Annotated in this window: 13 protein-coding genes; 6 read left to right on the top strand and 7 right to left on the bottom strand. The window is 60.6% G+C overall.

What is annotated here, in order from left to right:
• Positions 1–46: 46 nt before the first annotated feature.
• Positions 47–5,257, bottom strand: a complete 5,211-nt coding sequence (locus ACVWSC_RS15425) for a dermonecrotic toxin domain-containing protein (RefSeq protein ID WP_442107486.1) — start codon at positions 5,255–5,257, stop codon at positions 47–49.
• Positions 5,258–5,328: 71 nt separating this feature from the next.
• Positions 5,329–6,345 carry a protease SohB gene (gene sohB / locus ACVWSC_RS15430; RefSeq protein ID WP_442107488.1) on the bottom strand — a complete coding sequence of 339 codons (1,017 nt, stop codon included), beginning with the start codon at positions 6,343–6,345 and terminating at the stop codon, positions 5,329–5,331.
• Between the two features lie 197 nt (positions 6,346–6,542).
• Between sohB and ACVWSC_RS15435 the strand changes: the two genes are divergently transcribed.
• From ACVWSC_RS15435 to ACVWSC_RS15450, 4 genes are all read left to right on the top strand, one after another.
• A complete protein-coding gene (locus tag ACVWSC_RS15435) occupies positions 6,543–7,253 on the top strand; it encodes a histidine phosphatase family protein (RefSeq protein WP_442107490.1) in 711 nt (236 codons plus the stop codon).
• A gap of 57 nt (positions 7,254–7,310) precedes the next feature.
• Entirely contained in the window at positions 7,311–7,628 is a 318-nt protein-coding gene (locus ACVWSC_RS15440; protein ID WP_400172988.1) for an SCP2 sterol-binding domain-containing protein, read from the top strand.
• Between the two features lie 233 nt (positions 7,629–7,861).
• A complete protein-coding gene (locus tag ACVWSC_RS15445) occupies positions 7,862–8,929 on the top strand; it encodes a phosphotransferase family protein (protein WP_442107493.1) in 1,068 nt (355 codons plus the stop codon).
• A 22-nt stretch (positions 8,930–8,951) separates the two neighbouring features.
• Complete coding sequence (locus ACVWSC_RS15450) at positions 8,952–9,719, top strand: SDR family oxidoreductase (protein WP_442107495.1); 768 nt, start codon at positions 8,952–8,954, stop codon at positions 9,717–9,719.
• A gap of 13 nt (positions 9,720–9,732) precedes the next feature.
• On the opposite strand, the gene ACVWSC_RS15455 is transcribed toward ACVWSC_RS15450, so the two are convergent.
• Together ACVWSC_RS15455 and ACVWSC_RS15460 are read right to left on the bottom strand one after the other, a co-directional pair.
• A complete protein-coding gene (locus ACVWSC_RS15455; protein WP_442107497.1) occupies positions 9,733–10,332 on the bottom strand; it encodes a thioredoxin family protein in 600 nt (199 codons plus the stop codon).
• 24 nt (positions 10,333–10,356) lie between these two features.
• Positions 10,357–10,623: a DUF2790 domain-containing protein gene (locus ACVWSC_RS15460; protein ID WP_442107499.1), complete on the bottom strand. Its 267-nt coding sequence runs from the start codon at positions 10,621–10,623 to the stop codon at positions 10,357–10,359.
• A gap of 223 nt (positions 10,624–10,846) precedes the next feature.
• Between ACVWSC_RS15460 and ACVWSC_RS15465 the strand changes: the two genes are divergently transcribed.
• Both ACVWSC_RS15465 and ACVWSC_RS15470 read left to right on the top strand, forming a co-directional pair.
• Positions 10,847–11,587 (top strand): response regulator, encoded by a 741-nt coding sequence (locus tag ACVWSC_RS15465; protein ID WP_442107501.1) that lies wholly within the window; start codon positions 10,847–10,849, stop codon positions 11,585–11,587.
• 8 nt (positions 11,588–11,595) lie between these two features.
• Positions 11,596–12,888 carry a sensor histidine kinase gene (locus ACVWSC_RS15470; protein ID WP_442114309.1) on the top strand — a complete coding sequence of 431 codons (1,293 nt, stop codon included), beginning with the start codon at positions 11,596–11,598 and terminating at the stop codon, positions 12,886–12,888.
• Positions 12,889–13,048: 160 nt separating this feature from the next.
• On the opposite strand, the gene ACVWSC_RS15475 is transcribed toward ACVWSC_RS15470, so the two are convergent.
• The 3 genes from ACVWSC_RS15475 to ACVWSC_RS15485 all read right to left on the bottom strand — a co-directional run bounded on the left by ACVWSC_RS15475 (position 13,049) and on the right by ACVWSC_RS15485 (position 17,940).
• Positions 13,049–13,744, bottom strand: a complete 696-nt coding sequence (locus ACVWSC_RS15475) for a TraX family protein (RefSeq protein ID WP_442107503.1) — start codon at positions 13,742–13,744, stop codon at positions 13,049–13,051.
• Positions 13,741–16,215, bottom strand: coding sequence for a spermidine synthase (locus ACVWSC_RS15480; RefSeq protein WP_442114310.1), 2,475 nt, complete (start codon positions 16,213–16,215; stop codon positions 13,741–13,743). Before ACVWSC_RS15480 ends, ACVWSC_RS15475 begins: the two co-directional genes overlap by 4 nt.
• 159 nt (positions 16,216–16,374) lie before the next feature.
• The gene (locus ACVWSC_RS15485) at positions 16,375–17,940 is read right to left on the bottom strand and encodes an arylsulfatase (protein ID WP_442107505.1); all 1,566 of its coding nucleotides are present in this window, start codon (positions 17,938–17,940) and stop codon (positions 16,375–16,377) included.
• Between the last annotated feature and the right edge of the window lie 64 nt (positions 17,941–18,004).

Raw genomic sequence — 18,004 nt, forward strand, 5'->3', positions numbered from 1 at the left:
AAAAAACAGGCCCCGCGTGCGGGGCCTGTTTTTTACCTGCCGTGCCTCAAGACTCAGCCTCCAGCGCTTTGGTTAACTGGACCATCAACGCCAGTTCCGCGTTACGGCGAGCATTTGCCAGAGCAATGTTCCCGTCCCGATACTGCAAACGACTGATCTCAACTTTGCTCAAGATGCCGTTTTGAAGTGGGTCTTTTCCCAACTCCTTACGCAGCACTTGCAGCACATCGCTATCGAGTGAGTCGGGTAGTTCGTCTGATGTGCCCTTGCAGTACTCCAGGTACTCCACGCCCTTGACCCAAGTGTCATAAAGTCTGTCGAACTGCTCAGTGTTACGCGGTTTCAAGTAACGCTGCCAGTTACTCTCCTCCGCCATCCACGCTTGGCGGTTTGCCGCTGTATCACCCGCCTTTACTGCCTGGGCAACGCGTTGGGTGGTGCGATCCGACAGGTTCGCGGTGCCCCGGAAAAGCATGCCACTGGAAGGTTCGGGATAGTCCAGCACACCCGATAAACTCTGACGCAAGGCCAACCTGATCTCGATGTCATCGACCTTGTACCTGCTCAGCAGGTCATCGCTGATGTCATCCAGGGGGTCCAGCGCGGGTGCAGGCCGCTCTGCAAGCAGGGCCTGACGCCTCAGTTCACGCTTGCTGGTCAGTACATCCGCCATGCGCTGCACTTCATGGCGGCGGAACAATTGCTTGTACAACGCCACCAGCTCAGTACTACGATTCTGGGTAGTGGCCAGCGCGCTGCGCTCGTACATCAGCACAGCAATCTCCATCGCACTGAAGGCATCGGCACCGGCATCACCACAGGTAACCGGGAATGCGTCGGCGATCTCCAACAGCTCTTCCCTGAGCGGCGTGGACTCCGAGGCCAGCCTGAGCATCGACCACACCCGGGCTTTCACATAGTCCGGATTGGTCCGGAACTCACTTGCGTTGGCAAGGCGATTAAGCACCTCACGCATCGCTGCATGTCTGTTTTCCCCAAACCATTGCTGCCAGAGCGCTTGATTGGCCTCGGTCGCGCCGCGCAGCCATTCCTGGTCCGGCTCCACCCGAATTTCTACCTCAGGAACAAAAGCTTCCCCTACCGCACTCAAGCGCGCAATGCTCGGTGCCTCCAACGGGTTTTGGAACATGTCCAACCGATAGGTGCGCTGCGCATCGTTACGCAGATTCTGGCCGAATTGTGTCGTGGCCAGTTCCGGTAACTCAGTGATTTCGTTGCCCGTCAGTTCAACGTGTCGTAGCGCACAGGGCTCACGATTCATCAGCGTGAATAAACCATCAGGGAACGCAGTGAGTCGACACCTGGACAGGTTCAATTCTTCGATCTGCGTCAGACTTGCAAGTTCAGGTGCCCGCCCCAGGGGGTTACCGCTCATACGCAAACGCCTCAGGTGCTCGAAACCTGAGAACATAGCGGCACCGGCTTCGTCCAGCGTCAGGTTTGTAGAACTCAACTCCAGCGTCTGCAGGGGCAAGCGGGCCAGGGTTTGTAGGGCTGCAGTGCTCAGCGCAACCCTGTTGTAGCGCAAGTTCAAGTCGTTCAACACCGGTAATGACGCCAGCGTCTCCAGCGCCGCGTCCGGGATGTTCTCCAAGCCGCAACTCTGCAGATTCAGCTGCTGCAGCCTGGTTAAAGGCCTGAGCGCATCGAACATGGTGTCGCTACTGTCAAACCTCATCTCGCGCAGATTCAGCGTGCGCAACTGGGTCAAGTTGGCAATTTCAGGCGGAAGAACGCTGATGGTGTTGCCTTCCAACGACAGATGCTCGGCGTTGGGAAAACAACGCAGAAAGCCGTCGGGCAGTTCCTGCAATCCCGTGTGCTGCAGTCTCAGGATTCGTATGTGGTCGAAGCGCGCAGTCAAAGGGGGCAGCGGTGCAATGTCCCCACCCTCCAGTATCAGTTGCGAGCTCAGGCGTCCGCCTTGTCGACGCCATGCGCTGATCAGTTGCCTGCGGGTTCGCTCACGGGTGGCGCGTTGGAAGATGTCATCGCCTTCTGCGACCCAGCCTGTAAGCGTTTGTTCAAGTTTTGCAAGCTCCAGTTGCAGCTTGTACACCGCGTCACCCAGATGTTGATTCTCCTGGAGCAAGCTCGTTTTGAGCCTTTCAAGCTCGGCGAGCGGCAAATTGGGAAACAGTGCATTGAACTTGGCGTCAATGGCCATGCTACCCACTGCCCCCCCCAAGGTGTAACCGACTCGACCATCGGCCAGGCGCATGGGCGGGCGAAACCAGGGTTTGATCGGTTGTTGCCCCAGTGCACTGACCGCAGCGCTGCGATCGGTAGCAGCCGTTGTATACAGCTGGGTTTGCAACGATTGTGCTGCCCCGATCTGCAGACCAAGCGCCTGCCGCTCGCTGTCGGGCAGAGCCTTGAGCAGCGAGGCATACAGCGGCTCGCCCCGACTCAACTCAAGCCCCTGTTCATCGTAGGCCACATAGCCGTCGGCCTTGCGCACGATGATCTTCAGTTCACTATCGGCCTTGCCGGCACTGGCCAGCAGGCGTCCGCTGAGGCTGTCTTCGCGCAGTTCAATGCGCACCGTTTCGCTCCAACCTGGTAGTTTGGGTAACAAGCCAACGGCCAGGCGGTCACTGTCCAAGCTGGCCAGGCTGCCTTCATGCAACCCCTGAATCGCTGCACACAATACCGACTGGCGCTGATACACCCGCGCCTCTTCGGCCAGGCGCATCGGTACGCGGCCATCCGTACCCTGCAATTGCTGGCGTTCACCGGCAGTGGCATCGTCAATGATCTCCTTGGTGGCAGCATCGCTGAGCTTGGGAAAATCACGTATCAATAACGCTTGCTCGGCCGTGCGCGGCGCTCGGCCGTGTTCGAGCAAGGTCTTGAAAATCTCGGCACGACGTTTGACCGCACGTTCGGCAATCAGCCTGCGCAGCACGGGCAGGCGCTGATCGGCTTCGACACTGGATCCGAAGAAATTCAGGGCTTCGCCGTCGCTCAAGTCAGCCAGGACCAGCTCGGCCAACCGGTTGGCATACAGTTGCCTGAGGGAGATACGAATAACCCGCCCATCGGGCCAGCGCGTGGCACCATAGCGAATCGGCTCACGGTCCGGGTTCAGCTCGTCAAACACCTCGATTACCCGCTGCGGCCAACGCGCCAGGTCTTGGCTCAGGCTCGGACCTAAATCCAGGCCGTCGGCACCGACCGTGCCGTCACTCAAGCTTGCGATCAAGCGGCTAACCCGGCGATCCACCTGATAACGGTACAAGGTATCCTTGAGCAGCGGCGGCAGCGGCAACTGCTCGGTGTGCATGCGCCGCAGCACGTCATCATTGACGCCACTGACGTTCACTGCCTGCTCAACCTGTTCGTCAGTCAAGCCGTCCCTGGCAGAGTCCAGGCGCTCCAGCAACTGTTCATGATTCCATTTCAGCGGCTCTTCACCCGCGGCCTGCCAGGTGCCCTCGCCGTTGTGCTTGAGGGCTGGCTGGTACGCGTGTGGGTCGTCGGGATGGCGAATCGACCATTGCTCGCTGCCGTCCCGGGTCACTTCAAACGCCTGTTTTCCGATCCGCACATAGGACTTCGAATCCAGCGCATACACGCCTTTTTCATCAGGTTTGATGTCAGATAGCTCGACATCGCGGGCATACGGCCCAAGGTCGGGCTTCCACAGGCGCTCCTGGCCATTGGGCAGGGTCACACGCAACAGGCCATCGACCACTTCAGTGGAACCGTAGGAGCCACTGAAGTGCCCTGCAGCCCCCAAGCCAACGGCGACTACCACATTCAACGCCACCGCCTCGAAATGCGCCAGCGCCTCGTCGATGTCACCCGCTTGCCAGGCATGCACGCCATCAATGATTTCACTCACCAGTTGCACGGCCGCCACCACCGCCATCACCGCGCCGAGCACCGGCACAAAGAACGCAGCGGCATTGAGCACGTTCAAACCAATGCCTTCCCAATAGGCCAGGCGTAGCTTGTTGGCAGCTTCATCGACCTCGGCACTGGGCACCAACCATTCGCGGGCATTGGCTTTGAGTCGAAGGAGATGGCGGTCTTGCAGGTAGTCGAAGAGGTTGCCGCTAATCGGCACATCGCGCAGGTACAGGTTGCCGTTGGCATTGAACTGGCCGTATTTATCGTAGGCCACTTCCTTTAGTCGCTTGAAAAAATGCGGCTGTTCTTTGTGCTCCACGTAGCCGCGAAACAGCTTTTGATAGGCAGGGTTGAGCAGGTTGATGCGCAGATCGTTGCGAAACGCCTCGACCGAGGCATATTCCTTGAGCGGGTACAGCGGTGCGCCGGGCAGGTAGACGATGATTGACGCTTCCTGCTGACTGTCGAGTCGATCGGCACTGAACACCACAACCTGATCCAGCACGGCGCTGAACATGCTCAACGAATGGCAGATCACCGGCTTGCCATGGAACAACGGCGCACGTTCGCCATCGACCAGCCCTTTGATCATCTTGCGCCCTGCGTCGCTGATTTCGCCTTTCATGAAGGCTGTTTGCGCCGCCTGCCACACGTGATCCTTTTCAGCGGCGATCGACAGCGTGCGCACATTACTTTGCGTGGCCGGGTTTTCGTAAATATGGCTGATGTGCTGCTGGTACTGCTTGCCCAGGTCCAACTCATGGCAAAGGCTGGCAAAGCGTTCGGGGGTCACACTCAGCTTTTCGCAGTAGCGGTACTGAAACTGCGGGTAAGCGCCCGGCTTACCGGGCTTGAGTTCAAGAATGAAGGCGCCTTTGGGCGCCAGTGCACTGCCCCGTTCAAAGGTCTTCCCGGCCGCATAGTTTTGCATGGCCGCCTGCATCAAGGTCTGCTGGACGGGTCGAAGTTGCTGCATCGAACCTAACAGCACAGACTCGTAGTGAACCTCGACTATTTGTGCCGTGTTGACGTCGTAGTCCACGCCCAGACTGTTTTTCAGCTCGGCCTTGAGCAATGGCTCGGCAAAGGCGGTGGGCGACTGAAAGTCTTTCAGCGCCTTGGCCAGCGCCTGGGCGGAGGCGCGGCTGAGCGTTTGCGCATTCAGTAGCGTCTGGCGCTCATCGACACTGGCCTGCGAAAACCAGGTATCAGAGTCTTTGGCGTTTAACTGCGCAGGGCGCAGAAGCGCGCGCCAACGTTTGAGATCGTCCGCCGTGGCGTGCTTGAGCACCTGCGGCAAACGCTCGGCAAGAAAGCGTCCGTGCAGGCCGGAAATACTACCTGGATCGAGTTTGACAAGTTCTATAACTTCGCAGGACATGAGTGTTTTCCTGTGGGTGAATGAACCCACAGGAAAACCGAAGGGCGCGATGCCCTGGCGTTACATAATGCTCAGCGCCATTGACCCAGTTTGCTCCAGAGCCCGAGCACGGTGTTTTCGATGGTGCCACTGGCGGCCAGCCCAACGCGCTCCTGCAAGCTTTTACGCTCGGCAAAATGCAGGTGGTAGAGATTCGCCTCGCGCGCACGCTCACCCAGGTACTCATCGCTGGTCTTGAGCTCATCGACCAGTTGCTTGTTGAGCGCGGCAACGCCCAGCCACACTTCGCCGGTGGCCACGTCGTCGATGTGCAGTTGCGGGCGGTAACGTGAAACGAAATCCTTGAACAGCTGGTGGGTAACGTCCAGGTCTTCCTGGAACTTCTCGCGGCCCTTCTCGGTGTTCTCGCCAAACACGGTGACGGTGCGTTTGTATTCGCCAGCGGTGAACACTTCGAAATCGACGTCGTGCTTTTTCAGCAAACGGTTGACGTTCGGCAACTGCGCCACCACCCCGATCGAACCGAGAATGGCGAACGGCGCGCTGACGATCCGGTCGCCGATGCAGGCCATCATATAGCCGCCGCTGGCGGCAACCTTGTCGATACACACGGTCAGCGGGATGCCCGCCTGACGCACGCGTGCCAGTTGCGAAGCCGCCAGGCCGTAGCTGTGGACCATGCCCCCGCCGCTCTCAAGGCGCAGCACCACTTCATCACGCGGCGTGGCCAGGGTCAGCAGTGCGGTGATCTCGTGGCGCAGGCTTTCGGTGGCCGAGGCCTTGATATCGCCATCGAAGTCGAGCACGAAGACCCGAGGCTTGTCGTCCGGGGTTTTCTTTTCCTGCTTTTGCGCCTTGGCCTGCTGCTTGCGCAGGGCCTTGAGTTGCGCCTTGTCGAGCAGGCTGCCTTCCAGGCGCTCGCGCAAGTCTTTGTAGAACTCATTGAGTTTGTTGACCTGCAACTGCCCGCCGGCCTTGCGCCGACCTTTACCACGCAACCCGGCAATCGCCGAGAGGACCACCAGAATCGCGATCACCAGGGTCGCGGTCTTGGCGAGAAAGCTTGCGTACTCTGCAAGAAACTCCACAGTAACTCCTTAACATGCCGGCGCCCGAACGGCGCGAACCGATAGTCAAGCATACCGAGGCAACCTTGACCCTGCCAGTGTGGGAAATGTCCAGCAACGCAGTTCAAACGCTCTTTTCAAACGCTTGTATGTTTTTTCGTTGACAGCCCGCTGGAGGCGTCCTAACCTCGGCCTCATTCTTAGTGCAGGCGTACGACGTGGGCAGCATTTACCTGATTCGACATGGCCAGGCCTCCTTCGGTGCAGACGACTACGACGTCCTCTCCCCCGTGGGCATCCGGCAAAGCGAAGTCCTCGGTGAACACCTGGCTCAGTTGGGCGTGCGTCTGGACCGTTGCCTGGCAGGCGATTTGCGCCGCCAGCAAGACACCGCACGCCTTGCCCTGGCAGCCATACAGCAAGCAGGAATCGAGGTGCCGCCGGTTGAAACCGACGCCGCCTTCAACGAGTTCGATGCCGACGCGATGATCCGCAGCCTGTTGCCCGGCCTGCTGCCTGATGAACCCGAGGCCCGCCATATCCTGCGCAACGGCCGCGAAAATCGCAGCGAGTTCCAGCGCCTGTTTGCCCTGCTGGTGCAGCGCTGGCACAGCGGTGAACACGCCTGCGACAGTTGTGAGTCCTGGCAAGGCTTCGTCGAACGCGTCGACAGCGGCCTGCAGCGCGCCCTGCAACAGGCCCGCCACGGCGACAACATTGCAATCTTTACCTCGGGCGGTACGATCACCGCCCTGCTTCACCTGGTCACCCGTATCACTGCCAGCCAGGCGTTCGCGCTGAACTGGCAGATCATCAACACCTCGCTCAGTCACTTGAAGTTTCGAGACCGCGAGGTGGCCCTGGCTTCCTTCAACAGCCAAGCCCACGTGCAGCTGCTGAAGGCGCCGGAGCTCATCACCTACCGTTGAGCCCCGGCCCCTGGCAACCCTCACCGTTTGCCGTTATCACTTAATAAGGAACACACCATGAGCGAAGTAGCAAAAGCCGTCGAAGCGATGAAAGCCAAGTTCAACCCAGCTGCTGCTGCCGGTCTTGACCTGGTGTTCGGCTTCAACATCACTGACGAAGACAAGCACTACGCCCTGATCGTCAAGGATGGCACCTGCGAAATCCAGGAAGGCGAAAACGCCGACGCCAACTGCACCCTGGTGCTGGACAGCGAAACCCTGAAAGGTATCGTCAGCGGCGAAACCGATGGCATGCAAGCCTTCATGGGCGGCAAGCTGCGCGTTGAAGGCGACATGATGCTGTCGATGAAACTGAGCGAGCTGTTCCCGGCCTGAGCCCTGCGCTGATGCCACTGAAAACCGAAGCGCTAAACCGCTTCGGTTTTTTTTTGCCCTGGCGCCCTGTAGAAGCGGGCTTGCCCCGCGAGACGATTTCGCTGCCCCACCGCTATCAGGGCTGTTGATTCACCTGCAACACGACCGCCTATAAGGCTGTACCGCGCTTGTCCGCAACCGCTGCGAGAATTAGATTAGCCAATAATCTCTGCCTTCGATCATAAGGGAAAAGTATGACGCTCACTGACCAGTCCACCCAGGTCCGCCCCGGCGAAGAACTCGATGGCGCGGTTATCGACCCTTATCTGAAAGCGCACATCGATGGCCTGCGTGGTACGCCAACAATCAGCCAGTTTCCCGGTGGCGCCTCGAACCTGACCTACCTGGTGCAATACCCTGAGCGTGAGTTTGTGTTGCGCCGCCCACCGTTTGGCCACAAAGCCAAATCGGCCCACGACATGGGCCGCGAATTTCGTATTCTCAACCAGCTCAACAGCGGTTTTCCGTATTGCCCCAAGGCATACGTGCACTGCACCGACGAGACCTTGATCGGCGGTGAGTTCTACGTCATGGACCGGGTCAAAGGCATCATCCTGCGCTCCGACCTGCCGCCTGAACTGGGCCTGGATGCCCCGCGCACCGAAGCGCTGTGCAAGAGCTTCATCGAGCGCTTGGTGGAGCTGCACAACGTCGACTACAACGCCTGTGGCCTGGGTGACCTGGGCAAGCCCGAAGGTTACGTGGCGCGGCAAATCGAAGGCTGGAGCAGCCGCTACGAAAAAGCCCTGACCCCAGACGCCCCTCGCTGGGAAAAGGTAATCAGCTGGTTGCGTGAAAAAATGCCGGCCGATCACCCCAAGCCAGCGATCGTGCACAACGACTACCGATTCGATAACGTCATCCTCGACGCCGACAACCCTATGCGCATCATCGGCGTGCTCGACTGGGAGATGACCACCATCGGCGATCCGCTGATGGACCTGGGCAACACCCTGGCTTACTGGATCGAAGCGGCAGACCCGGCACCGGTGCAGCTGATGCGCCGTCAGCCCAGCAACGCCCCAGGCATGCTTACCCGTCAGCAGTTCGTCGACTATTACGCCGAACGCGCCGGCATCCGCATCGACAACTTCGACTTCTATTACACCTACGGCCTGTTCCGCCTGGCCGGCATCGTTCAGCAGATCTACTACCGCTTCTACCACGGCCAGACCCAGGACAAGCGCTTTGCCCAGTTCATTCACATGAACACATTGCTGGAGCACATGAGCCTGCAGGTCATCGCCAAGTCCAGCCTCTGACAACTACAACAAGGAAAACACCATGTCCAAGACTCAACTGTTCGACCTCGATGGCAAGATCGCGTTTGTATCCGGGGCCAGTCGCGGCATCGGCGAGGCGATTGCCCATCTGCTGGCTCAACAAGGCGCCCATGTGATCGTTTCCAGCCGTAAGCTCGACGGTTGCCAGCAAGTGGCCGACGCGATTATCGCTGCCGGTGGCAAAGCCACTGCAATCGCCTGCCATATCGGTGAAATGGAACAGATCAGCGCCGTGTTTGCCGCCATCCGTGAACAGTTCGGGCGCCTGGACATTCTGGTCAACAACGCCGCCACCAACCCGCAATTCTGCAACGTACTGGACACCGACCTTGGCGCCTTCCAGAAAACCGTCGATGTGAACATCCGTGGCTATTTCTTCATGTCGGTCGAGGCCGGCAAGCTGATGCGCGAACACGGTGGTGGCAGCATCATCAACGTCGCCTCGATCAACGGTGTGTCACCCGGTGTGTTCCAGGGCATCTATTCGGTCACCAAGGCCGCCGTAATCAACATGACCAAGGTCTTTGCCAAGGAGTGCGCACCCTTCGGTATTCGCTGCAACGCCCTGCTGCCCGGCCTGACCGACACCAAGTTCGCCTCGGCACTGGTCAAGAATGACGCGATCCTCAACACCGCATTGCAGCAGATTCCGCTCAAGCGCGTGGCCGATCCGAAAGAGATGGCCGGTGCGGTGCTGTACCTGGCCAGTGATGCCTCCAGCTACACCACTGGCGTGGCCCTGAATGTGGACGGCGGTTTTCTCTCCTGAGTGCTGAGCGGCATCAGGGAGCGAGCCCGCGACGTTCTGCCAACAGTTGCTGGATCACTTGCTCCTGGGTGTCGTAGGCGCCTTCGCCGAAGTGGACAAAACGCACCTGCCCCTGGGCATCGACAAAAAAATGCGCTGGCCAGAACTGATTGCCAAAGGCATTCCAGATGGCATAGCGGTTGTCGATGGCCACCGGGTACTCAATACCCAGTTTGCCGACCTGCTCGCGCACGTTTTCAAGCTTGTTTTCGTAATCGTACTCAGGCGTATGCACGCCGACCACCACCAGCCCCTGGTCGGCATAGCGCTTGGCCCAAGTGTTGACGTAAGGCAGGCTGCGCCGGCAATTGATGCAGTCGTAGGTCCAGAAGTCGACCAGCACCACCTTGCCTTTGAGTGCCTCGCGGTCCAACGGCGGCGAATTGAGCCATTGCACGGCGCCACTGAGTGATGGCATCGGCCCGAGGCTATCCAACGAGCCAGGGCCGGCGAGCAGCGTGCGACCCAAGCCCAGGGCAAGCACCGCGGTCACCAACAGCGCGGCAACACCCACCCGGCGATGCTTGCGGTTAAGACGGCGCCAGACGCCGCCCAACACAGTGAATGCAGACATAAACGAAGCGCTCCTTGCGAATGGTTAACCGCCTTCGTGGCAGGCACCGGTGGCGTAGCTCTGGTATTGCACGCTGCGTGGTTGGCCCTTGGAGTCCAGGTAATCCATCTTCGCGGTCACCACACCACAGGCATTAGCGTTCTGATCATGAATGGCCAGGACTTTCTGGACATCCAGGCGCTGGCCGTAATGATAGGTCTGCACCGGCACGCTGGCGTCGGCAAGTGCACCAAAAGCTGCCATGCCGAAGGTCGCGAGTACAGCGATGCGGGTCAGGGTCTTGAAGGTCATGTCCAGTCTCCCGGGTGAAACATTCACCCTCTGCCAGCGAAGAAAGGCCCTCGCCGTTGAGACCTATTTGAGGCGCGCAAGGTATCGGTGATGTGTCGGGATCAGGCGCTATTGCCTCTTCAGGTATCAGCCGCCAGAGCAGATACACTGCAATACAAACCCGGCAGGCAAGCGCCACCGGGCTCTGTACACTGCGAGCCACGCACTGGAACAGGAGCCGGGCATGGATCATGTCGATCATGTGCTGATCGTTGACGACGATCGCGAAATCAGAGAACTGGTAGGCAACTACCTGAAGAAAAACGGCCTGCGCACAACCATTGCCGCTGATGGCCGGCAGATGCGCGCCTTTCTCGAAGCCGACGTGGTCGACCTGATCGTCCTGGACATCATGATGCCCGGCGATGATGGCCTGCTGCTGTGCCGCGAACTGCGCGCCGGCAAGCACAAGGCCATACCGGTGCTGATGCTCACCGCCCGCAACGATGAAACCGACCGCATCGTCGGCCTGGAAATGGGCGCCGACGACTACCTGACCAAGCCCTTCTCCGCTCGCGAACTGCTGGCCCGGATCAATGCCGTGCTGCGCCGGACGCGCATGCTGCCGCCCAATCTGAGCCTGAGTGAAAGCAGTCGGCTGATCGGTTTTGGCCAATGGCGCCTGGACACCAGCGCCCGCCACCTGCTCGATGGCGAAGGCACCCTGGTGGCCCTCAGTGGCGCCGAATACCGCTTGTTGCGGGTGTTCCTCGATCATCCGCAACGGGTGCTCAGCCGCGATCAACTGCTCAACCTGACCCAAGGCCGCGAAGCGGATATCTTCGACCGCTCCATCGACCTGCTGGTCAGCCGCTTGCGCCAGCGCTTGCAGGATGACGCCCGCGAGCCGGCCTGCATCAAGACCGTGCGCAGCGAGGGCTATGTGTTTGCCCTGCCGGTGCAACGCCTCGAGCCGTCTTCATGAGCCTGCCGATGCGCTGGCCACACACCCTGGCCGCACGCCTGGCGCTGATATTTTTCACTGGGCTGGTACTGGCCTATGGGCTGTCGTTCAGTTTTCAGTTCTACGAGCGCTATGTCAGCTCGCGCTCGATGATGCTCAATAACATGGAGCAGGACATCGCCACCGCAGTGGCGATCCTCGAACGCTTGCCGGCGGCCGAACGCCAGGCCTGGTTGCCGCGTCTGGAGCGGCGCACCTACCGTTTTCGACTCGATCAGGGGATAAACGGTCAGCCGCTGGCACTGCCCGCGGCGCCGATGGCGGCGCAGTCCATCGATAAAGCCATCGGCCAGCACTACGCGCTGAGCTTTCAGCGCCTGCCGGGGGCTGATTCGCACTTTCAGGTGAACCTGCGCCTGGGCGATGGCGAACCCTTGACCGTGGATGTCACGCCAGCGCCTGTCCCGTTGTCGGCCTGGCTGCCGGTGGTGCTTTTGATTCAGCTGGCGTTGTTGCTGCTGTGCACCGGGCTGGCCGTGAAAACCGCCATCGGCCCGCTGACCCGCCTGGCACAGGCAGTCGACAGCCTTGATCCCAATGCCCCGGGGCCGCTGCTGGATGAAAGCGGCCCGCGCGAGGTGCGCTACGCTGCGCAGGCGTTCAACTCCCTGCAAAGCCGGATTGCCGCCTACCTCAAAGAGCGCATGCAACTGCTGGCGTCGATCTCCCATGACCTGCAAACCCCCATCACGCGGATGAAGCTGCGTGTTGAAGTCATGGACCCCAGCCACGAACGAGACAAGCTCTGGAGTGATCTGGAAGCGATGGAACATCTGGTGCGCGAAGGCGTGGCCTATGCGCGCAGCATCGATGGCAGCACCGAAGCCAGTTGCCGGGTCAACCTCGACGCGTTTCTCGATAGCCTGGTTCTCGACTACCAGGACAGCGGCCAACAGGTGGTGCTTGAAGCCAGCACCGACGCGCTGATCGAGACCCGCCCGCATGCCTTGCGCCGGGTGTTGGTCAACCTGATCGACAATGCCCTGAAATTCGCTGGCGCCGCGCAGATACAAGCCGAGGCAACTGCTGATCGGCGCATCGTGATCCGCGTGCTGGACAACGGCCCCGGTATTCCTGCAGAGCAGTTGAGCGACGTCCTCAAGCCGTTCTACCGCGTCGAAGGTTCGCGCAACCGCAGCACCGGCGGTACCGGTCTGGGCCTGGCCATCGCCCAGCAGCTGACCCAAGCCATTGGCGGCAGCTTGAGCCTAAGCAACCGTGAAGGCGGCGGCCTGTGCGCGCAAATCGAACTGCCCGCTTAGCGCCCATGATGCGAGGGCTGACGCTGTGGGAGCGGGCTTGCCCCGCGAAGCAGGCACTGCGGTGAATGGCACGGGCTTCGCCCGCGTTCGCGGGGCAAGTCGGGTCGCCGCACCGCCGCTCCCACAGGTAGACGGTATCTCCTACACAGGATGATGACGCTTAGGGGACAACAAGCTTGATCAGCGCCAAGTGCACGGGGTAGAACCCATAACCCCAGCGCCCCACCGGCCACACCTGCCTGGAATGCAGCCCGTGCAACAGGCGCATCCCCAACGGCGCCGACATAAACGCAACTGCCAGGGCCATCAGGGTAATCGGCGCTGTCGGGTGCTCACGCAGCCACTGGTTGCTCAGGTTGGCCGCCACGGCGATAAACCCCGGCAGCAGCCAAGTCCCCCGGCCACCGCGCAATGCCAGCACAAACGCTGCTGGCAGTACCACCCCCAGCCAGCCGTACATCAGCACGTCGCTGACTAGCAGCGCAAGCACCAGCACTGCCAATGCCTGACGTTTGTGATGGTGAACACCCCAGGCTAGCAGCAACCCCAGGGTCAACGTGGGCATGATGTTGAAGGTACCGGTACCAACATCCAGTGCATGGTACGGCCACTCGGACAACACCGAGAACGCCAGCATCCAGCCCAGATAACGGCCGTTGGCGGCGGTGTACATCTGCCCAGGCGTGGTACGCGCGACGTTGGCGGCGATGCCCAGGCAGAACAACGGGAACGCCAGACGGCCGACAACAAACAACCACTCGGCCGTCGGCCAGATGAAGCGCAGGTGATCGATGACCATGCTGAGCATCGCCAGCCATTTGATCAGGTCCAACCCTGCTGAACGTCGCGCGTTCATTGGCTGCCTTGCGCTTGCCCACCACCGATGAACCAGCGAAAGTACGGGTTGCCCGCCTCTGTTTGCATCAGTTGCCGCACCTCACGCGCCCAGCCCTGGCGGTTGCCGTTGTAAGCCAGCAGCGTCAACCCGTAAAAGCGTTTGAGTACCTGCCATTGATCGGCGACGGCGGCCTGCAAGGCCGGGTCGGCGTTGCTCAGCGGCGGCGCCGTTCTCAACGCCAGCAACTCCGGCAGCACCCGGGTAATCTCGCGGGCGCGCACCCACGGTGCATATTCTATGCGCGGACGGTCGTCGGTGACCGCTTCGGCGCTGCCAGCAAAGCGTTCCAGGCCTTGGCGATCGGTCACCCAGGTAGCGAGCAAGGCGCTGACCGAGTCAACCCCGACCTCGGCCAGCGCGCGATTGACCTCTGGCTGCGCAAAGCGCTGGCTGATACGCGCAGCGTCCAGCTCCAGCGGCGTTTGCGAGCCGATCAAGAGCATTTCGTGAAACTCGGTGGTCCACAACGACGCATGCGGGAAGACATTCAGAAAGCTGCGCACCAGCGAGCGGCTGTCGTCAGTGTTCTGGGTCGGCAAAGGCAGCCATTGGGCAACCATGCCGCCCTGCTCCAGACGCGATGCCGCCAGCTGGTAAAAGTCTTGCGAGTACAGGTTCACCACCCCGGCAGCCGAAGGCGGAGGCGGCTCCAGAGTGATCAGATCGTAGCGCTCGGCGCTGCGCAGCAGCTCGCGACGCCCGTCACGCAAACGGATATCCAGGCGCGGGTCGTTGACCGCATCGAAGTTGCCCTTGAACAGCGGCGCAGCGGCCAGTACCTGCGGCAGCAGTTCAGCCACTACAGGGCGCTCCAGGCCGGGATAGCGCAGCATCGCCCCGGCAGTAATGCCTGTGCCGAACCCGATCACCAGCGCCGAACGCGGTTGCTGAGTGTGGATCAACAGTGGCAGCAAGGCCTGCAAGCGCATGTAGCGCAACGACGGCATGGCATCGCCGGTATTCGACACGCCTTGGATGTATAGGCGATTGAAAGTGCTGTTCTGGCGTTGCTGGGACACCACCGCCACCGTGCCACCTCGGCCCTCTTCATAGAAGGTGATGTTGCCACTGCGCGCCCCCGGCAGCAGTTCGGCCAAGCGCTGCGGCGGTGTCAGGGCACCGATGAGCACAGTCGCCAGGGTGACGCCGAAAATCGCCAGGCGCGTGCCTTTGCGCAGCGTGTCGCCGCGCCAGGCAGCCACACAGCCCACCGCTGCCGCCAGCAGTGCCAGCACCACCAGGGTACGTATCAGGCCGATGCCGGGCACCAGTACAAAACCGGTGAGCATCACCCCAGCGATACCACCCAAGGTATTCAAGGCAACCACAGTGCCGACATCGCGGCCGACTTGCTGGCTGTCCACGCTCAAGCGCAGGGCGAGCGGAAAGGCGGCGCCGAGCAACGTGGTGGGCAGCAACACCACCGACACTGCGGCGACGGCGAAACGGGCGCACATCCCGGCCAGTGCATTGCCGGTCAGGTGCAGCACCCAGGCCTCGAACTGGGTTTGCGCGATGATCAGCCAGCGCCCAAGACCGGCGATCTGCACCAGCGCCAGCAATCCGGCCAGGGCAATCAACAGGCCGAACAGCCCCCACGGATCGCGAATCCGGTCCGCACGTCGCGCATACACGGCACTGCCCACGACCAACCCCGTCAGGTAGGTGGCCAGCACCACTGAAAAGGCAAAGGTACGGGTACTCATGAACTGCACGATCGACTGCGTCCACACCACCTCATAGCCCAAGGCGACCCCACCGGCTACACAGTACAAGGCGATCGCCAGACGCGCGGGCGCTGAACGCGAGGTTGTCATGGGCTGAGGTTGTACTGGAAGGTGCTCATCACGCCGACGCGCCAGCCATGCCCCCAGCGCCGCCAGCAGGTTGAGCGTGGCGGCCGCCAGCGCACTGCCGGTGACCCCCAGTTGCGGCAGCAACACAAAGGCCGCCAGCAAGGTACCGAGAATGGCACCGGCGGTGTTGGCAGCGTACAGACGCCCTCCCGCCTCGGCCAATTGCCCTTGGGCGGGTGTTAGCGCACGCACCAGCACCGGCAGCGTGCCGCCCATCAGGAACGCAGGCACCCCCACCAGCAAGAACGGCAGCCCCCAGGCCAGCAGACCAATGCTGCTTTCCAGGCGGGCGAACAGCCCAGCGCAGTGGGCCAGTGCCAGGGTACTCGACACGCCCAGCAACGCCACAGCCACTTCCAGGCTGGCATACAGCCGCACCGGATGGCGCAGGCGGTCGGCCCAGCGGCCGAACACCAGGCCGCCGAGCGCCAGCCCGGCAAAAAATGCGCTGATCCCGGCGGTGATGGCATAGACCTCCACCCCCACCACCAATGACAGTTGTTTGACCCACAGCACCTGATACACCAGTGCCGCGGCACCAGACAGACACAGCAACAGGGCCGGCACCCGCATCGACAGCGGCACGTGCCGATCGGCCTGAGCAGGCGCAGCAGTATGGACGTGAGAGGCATTGACCGCTGAAGGCATCGCTTGACCTTATCGGAGCACTTCAGGCCTCCGAAAACATGCGTTTAGAAAAGCGCCCGTCGAGTGACGGGCGCTGGCATTGCCTTACTGTTTCATTTTCGCTTCGATTTTCTTGTCTACGTCAGCACGGATCTGGTCAATGCTGAAGCTCGCCGGGCGCTGGCTCGGTGGGTATTCAACAAAGGTTTGCAGGAAAGCAGCGGCTTTGCTGGTGGCCTGGAACACCAGGTAGTCGTTTTTCGTCAGCCAATCGTAGTACTGGTCAGAAACCACGTCTGCGCGTTCATACGGGTCCATGCGCAGGTTGAACAGCTTCGGCACCCGCAGGCAGGTGAACGGTTCGCTCCAGACTTGCAGACCACCAGGAGCGCGTTGCTCGCAATACACGATTTTCCAATCGTTCATGCGCATCGACACCAGGTCACCGTCGTCGTTGAAGTAGTAGAACTCTTTACGCGCACTCTTGTCGGTTTTACCGGTCAGGTAGTCCAATTGGTTGAAGCCGTCCAGGTGCACTTTGAAGTTCTTGCCACCAACATCAGCGCCCTTGAGCAGGCGCTCTTTGATATCGGTGTCACCCACGGCTGCAAGTAGCGTCGGGAACCAGTCCAGGCCTGAGAACATCTGGGTAGAGATGGTGTCTGCCTTGATCTTGCCAGGCCAACGGACCATCGCCGGTACCCGGAAGGCACCTTCCCAGTTGGAGTTTTTCTCGTTACGGAACGGTGTAGTTGCCGCATCTGGCCAGGACCACTGGTTCGGACCGTTGTCGGTGGTGTAGACCACGATGGTGTTATCAGTGATCTTCAAATCATCGAGCGTCTTGAGCAATTTACCGACATCGCCGTCGTGTTCCAGCATGCCATCAGCGTACTCGTTGCCGAGCATGCCACTTTGCCCTTGCATCGACTGGCGCACGTGCGTGAAGGCATGCATGCGCGTGGTGTTCATCCAGACGAAGAAGGGTTTATCGGCCTTGACCTGCTTATCGATGAAGTTGATCGCCGCTTGGGTGGTCTCGTCGTCGATGGTTTCCATGCGCTGTTTGGTCAGCGCACCGGTGTCTTCAATCTTGCCATCGGCGCTGGATTTGATCACGCCGCGAGGCGACGCGGCTTTGATGAAGTCCGGGTCATCTTTGGGCCAGTAGGGCCGCTCAGGTTCTTCCTCAGCGTTAAGGTGGTAGAGGTTACCGAAGAACTCGTCAAAACCATGGTTGGTCGGCAGGTACTCATCGCGGTCACCCAAGTGGTTCTTGCCGAACTGCCCGGTGGCATAGCCTTGCGCCTTGAGCGCCTGGGCAATGGTCACGTCCCGCGCCTGCAGGCCCACCGGCACGCCCGGCATACCGACCTTGGAGAGCCCGGTACGCAGCGGTGACTGGCCGGTGATGAACGACGAGCGACCCGCCGTGCAACTGTTCTCCGCATAGTAATCGGTGAAGATCATGCCTTCTTTGGCAATCCGGTCAATGTTGGGGGTCTGGTAACCCACTACGCCTTTGCCGTAGGCACTGATGTTGGTTTGCCCGATGTCATCCCCGAAGATCACCAGAATGTTGGGTTTATCCGCAGCGAATGCGGTACTGGTTGCCGTCGCCACCGTTGCGGCGAGGGTTAGTGTCGTTAACCACCTCTTACTCAGTTTCATATGGCCTTGTCTCCGTCTGGCATTACTGACGCTGGCCACGACTTCGCGTACAAAAGGGACTGTA

It is taken from the genome of Pseudomonas sp. NUPR-002, from assembly GCF_056322725.1.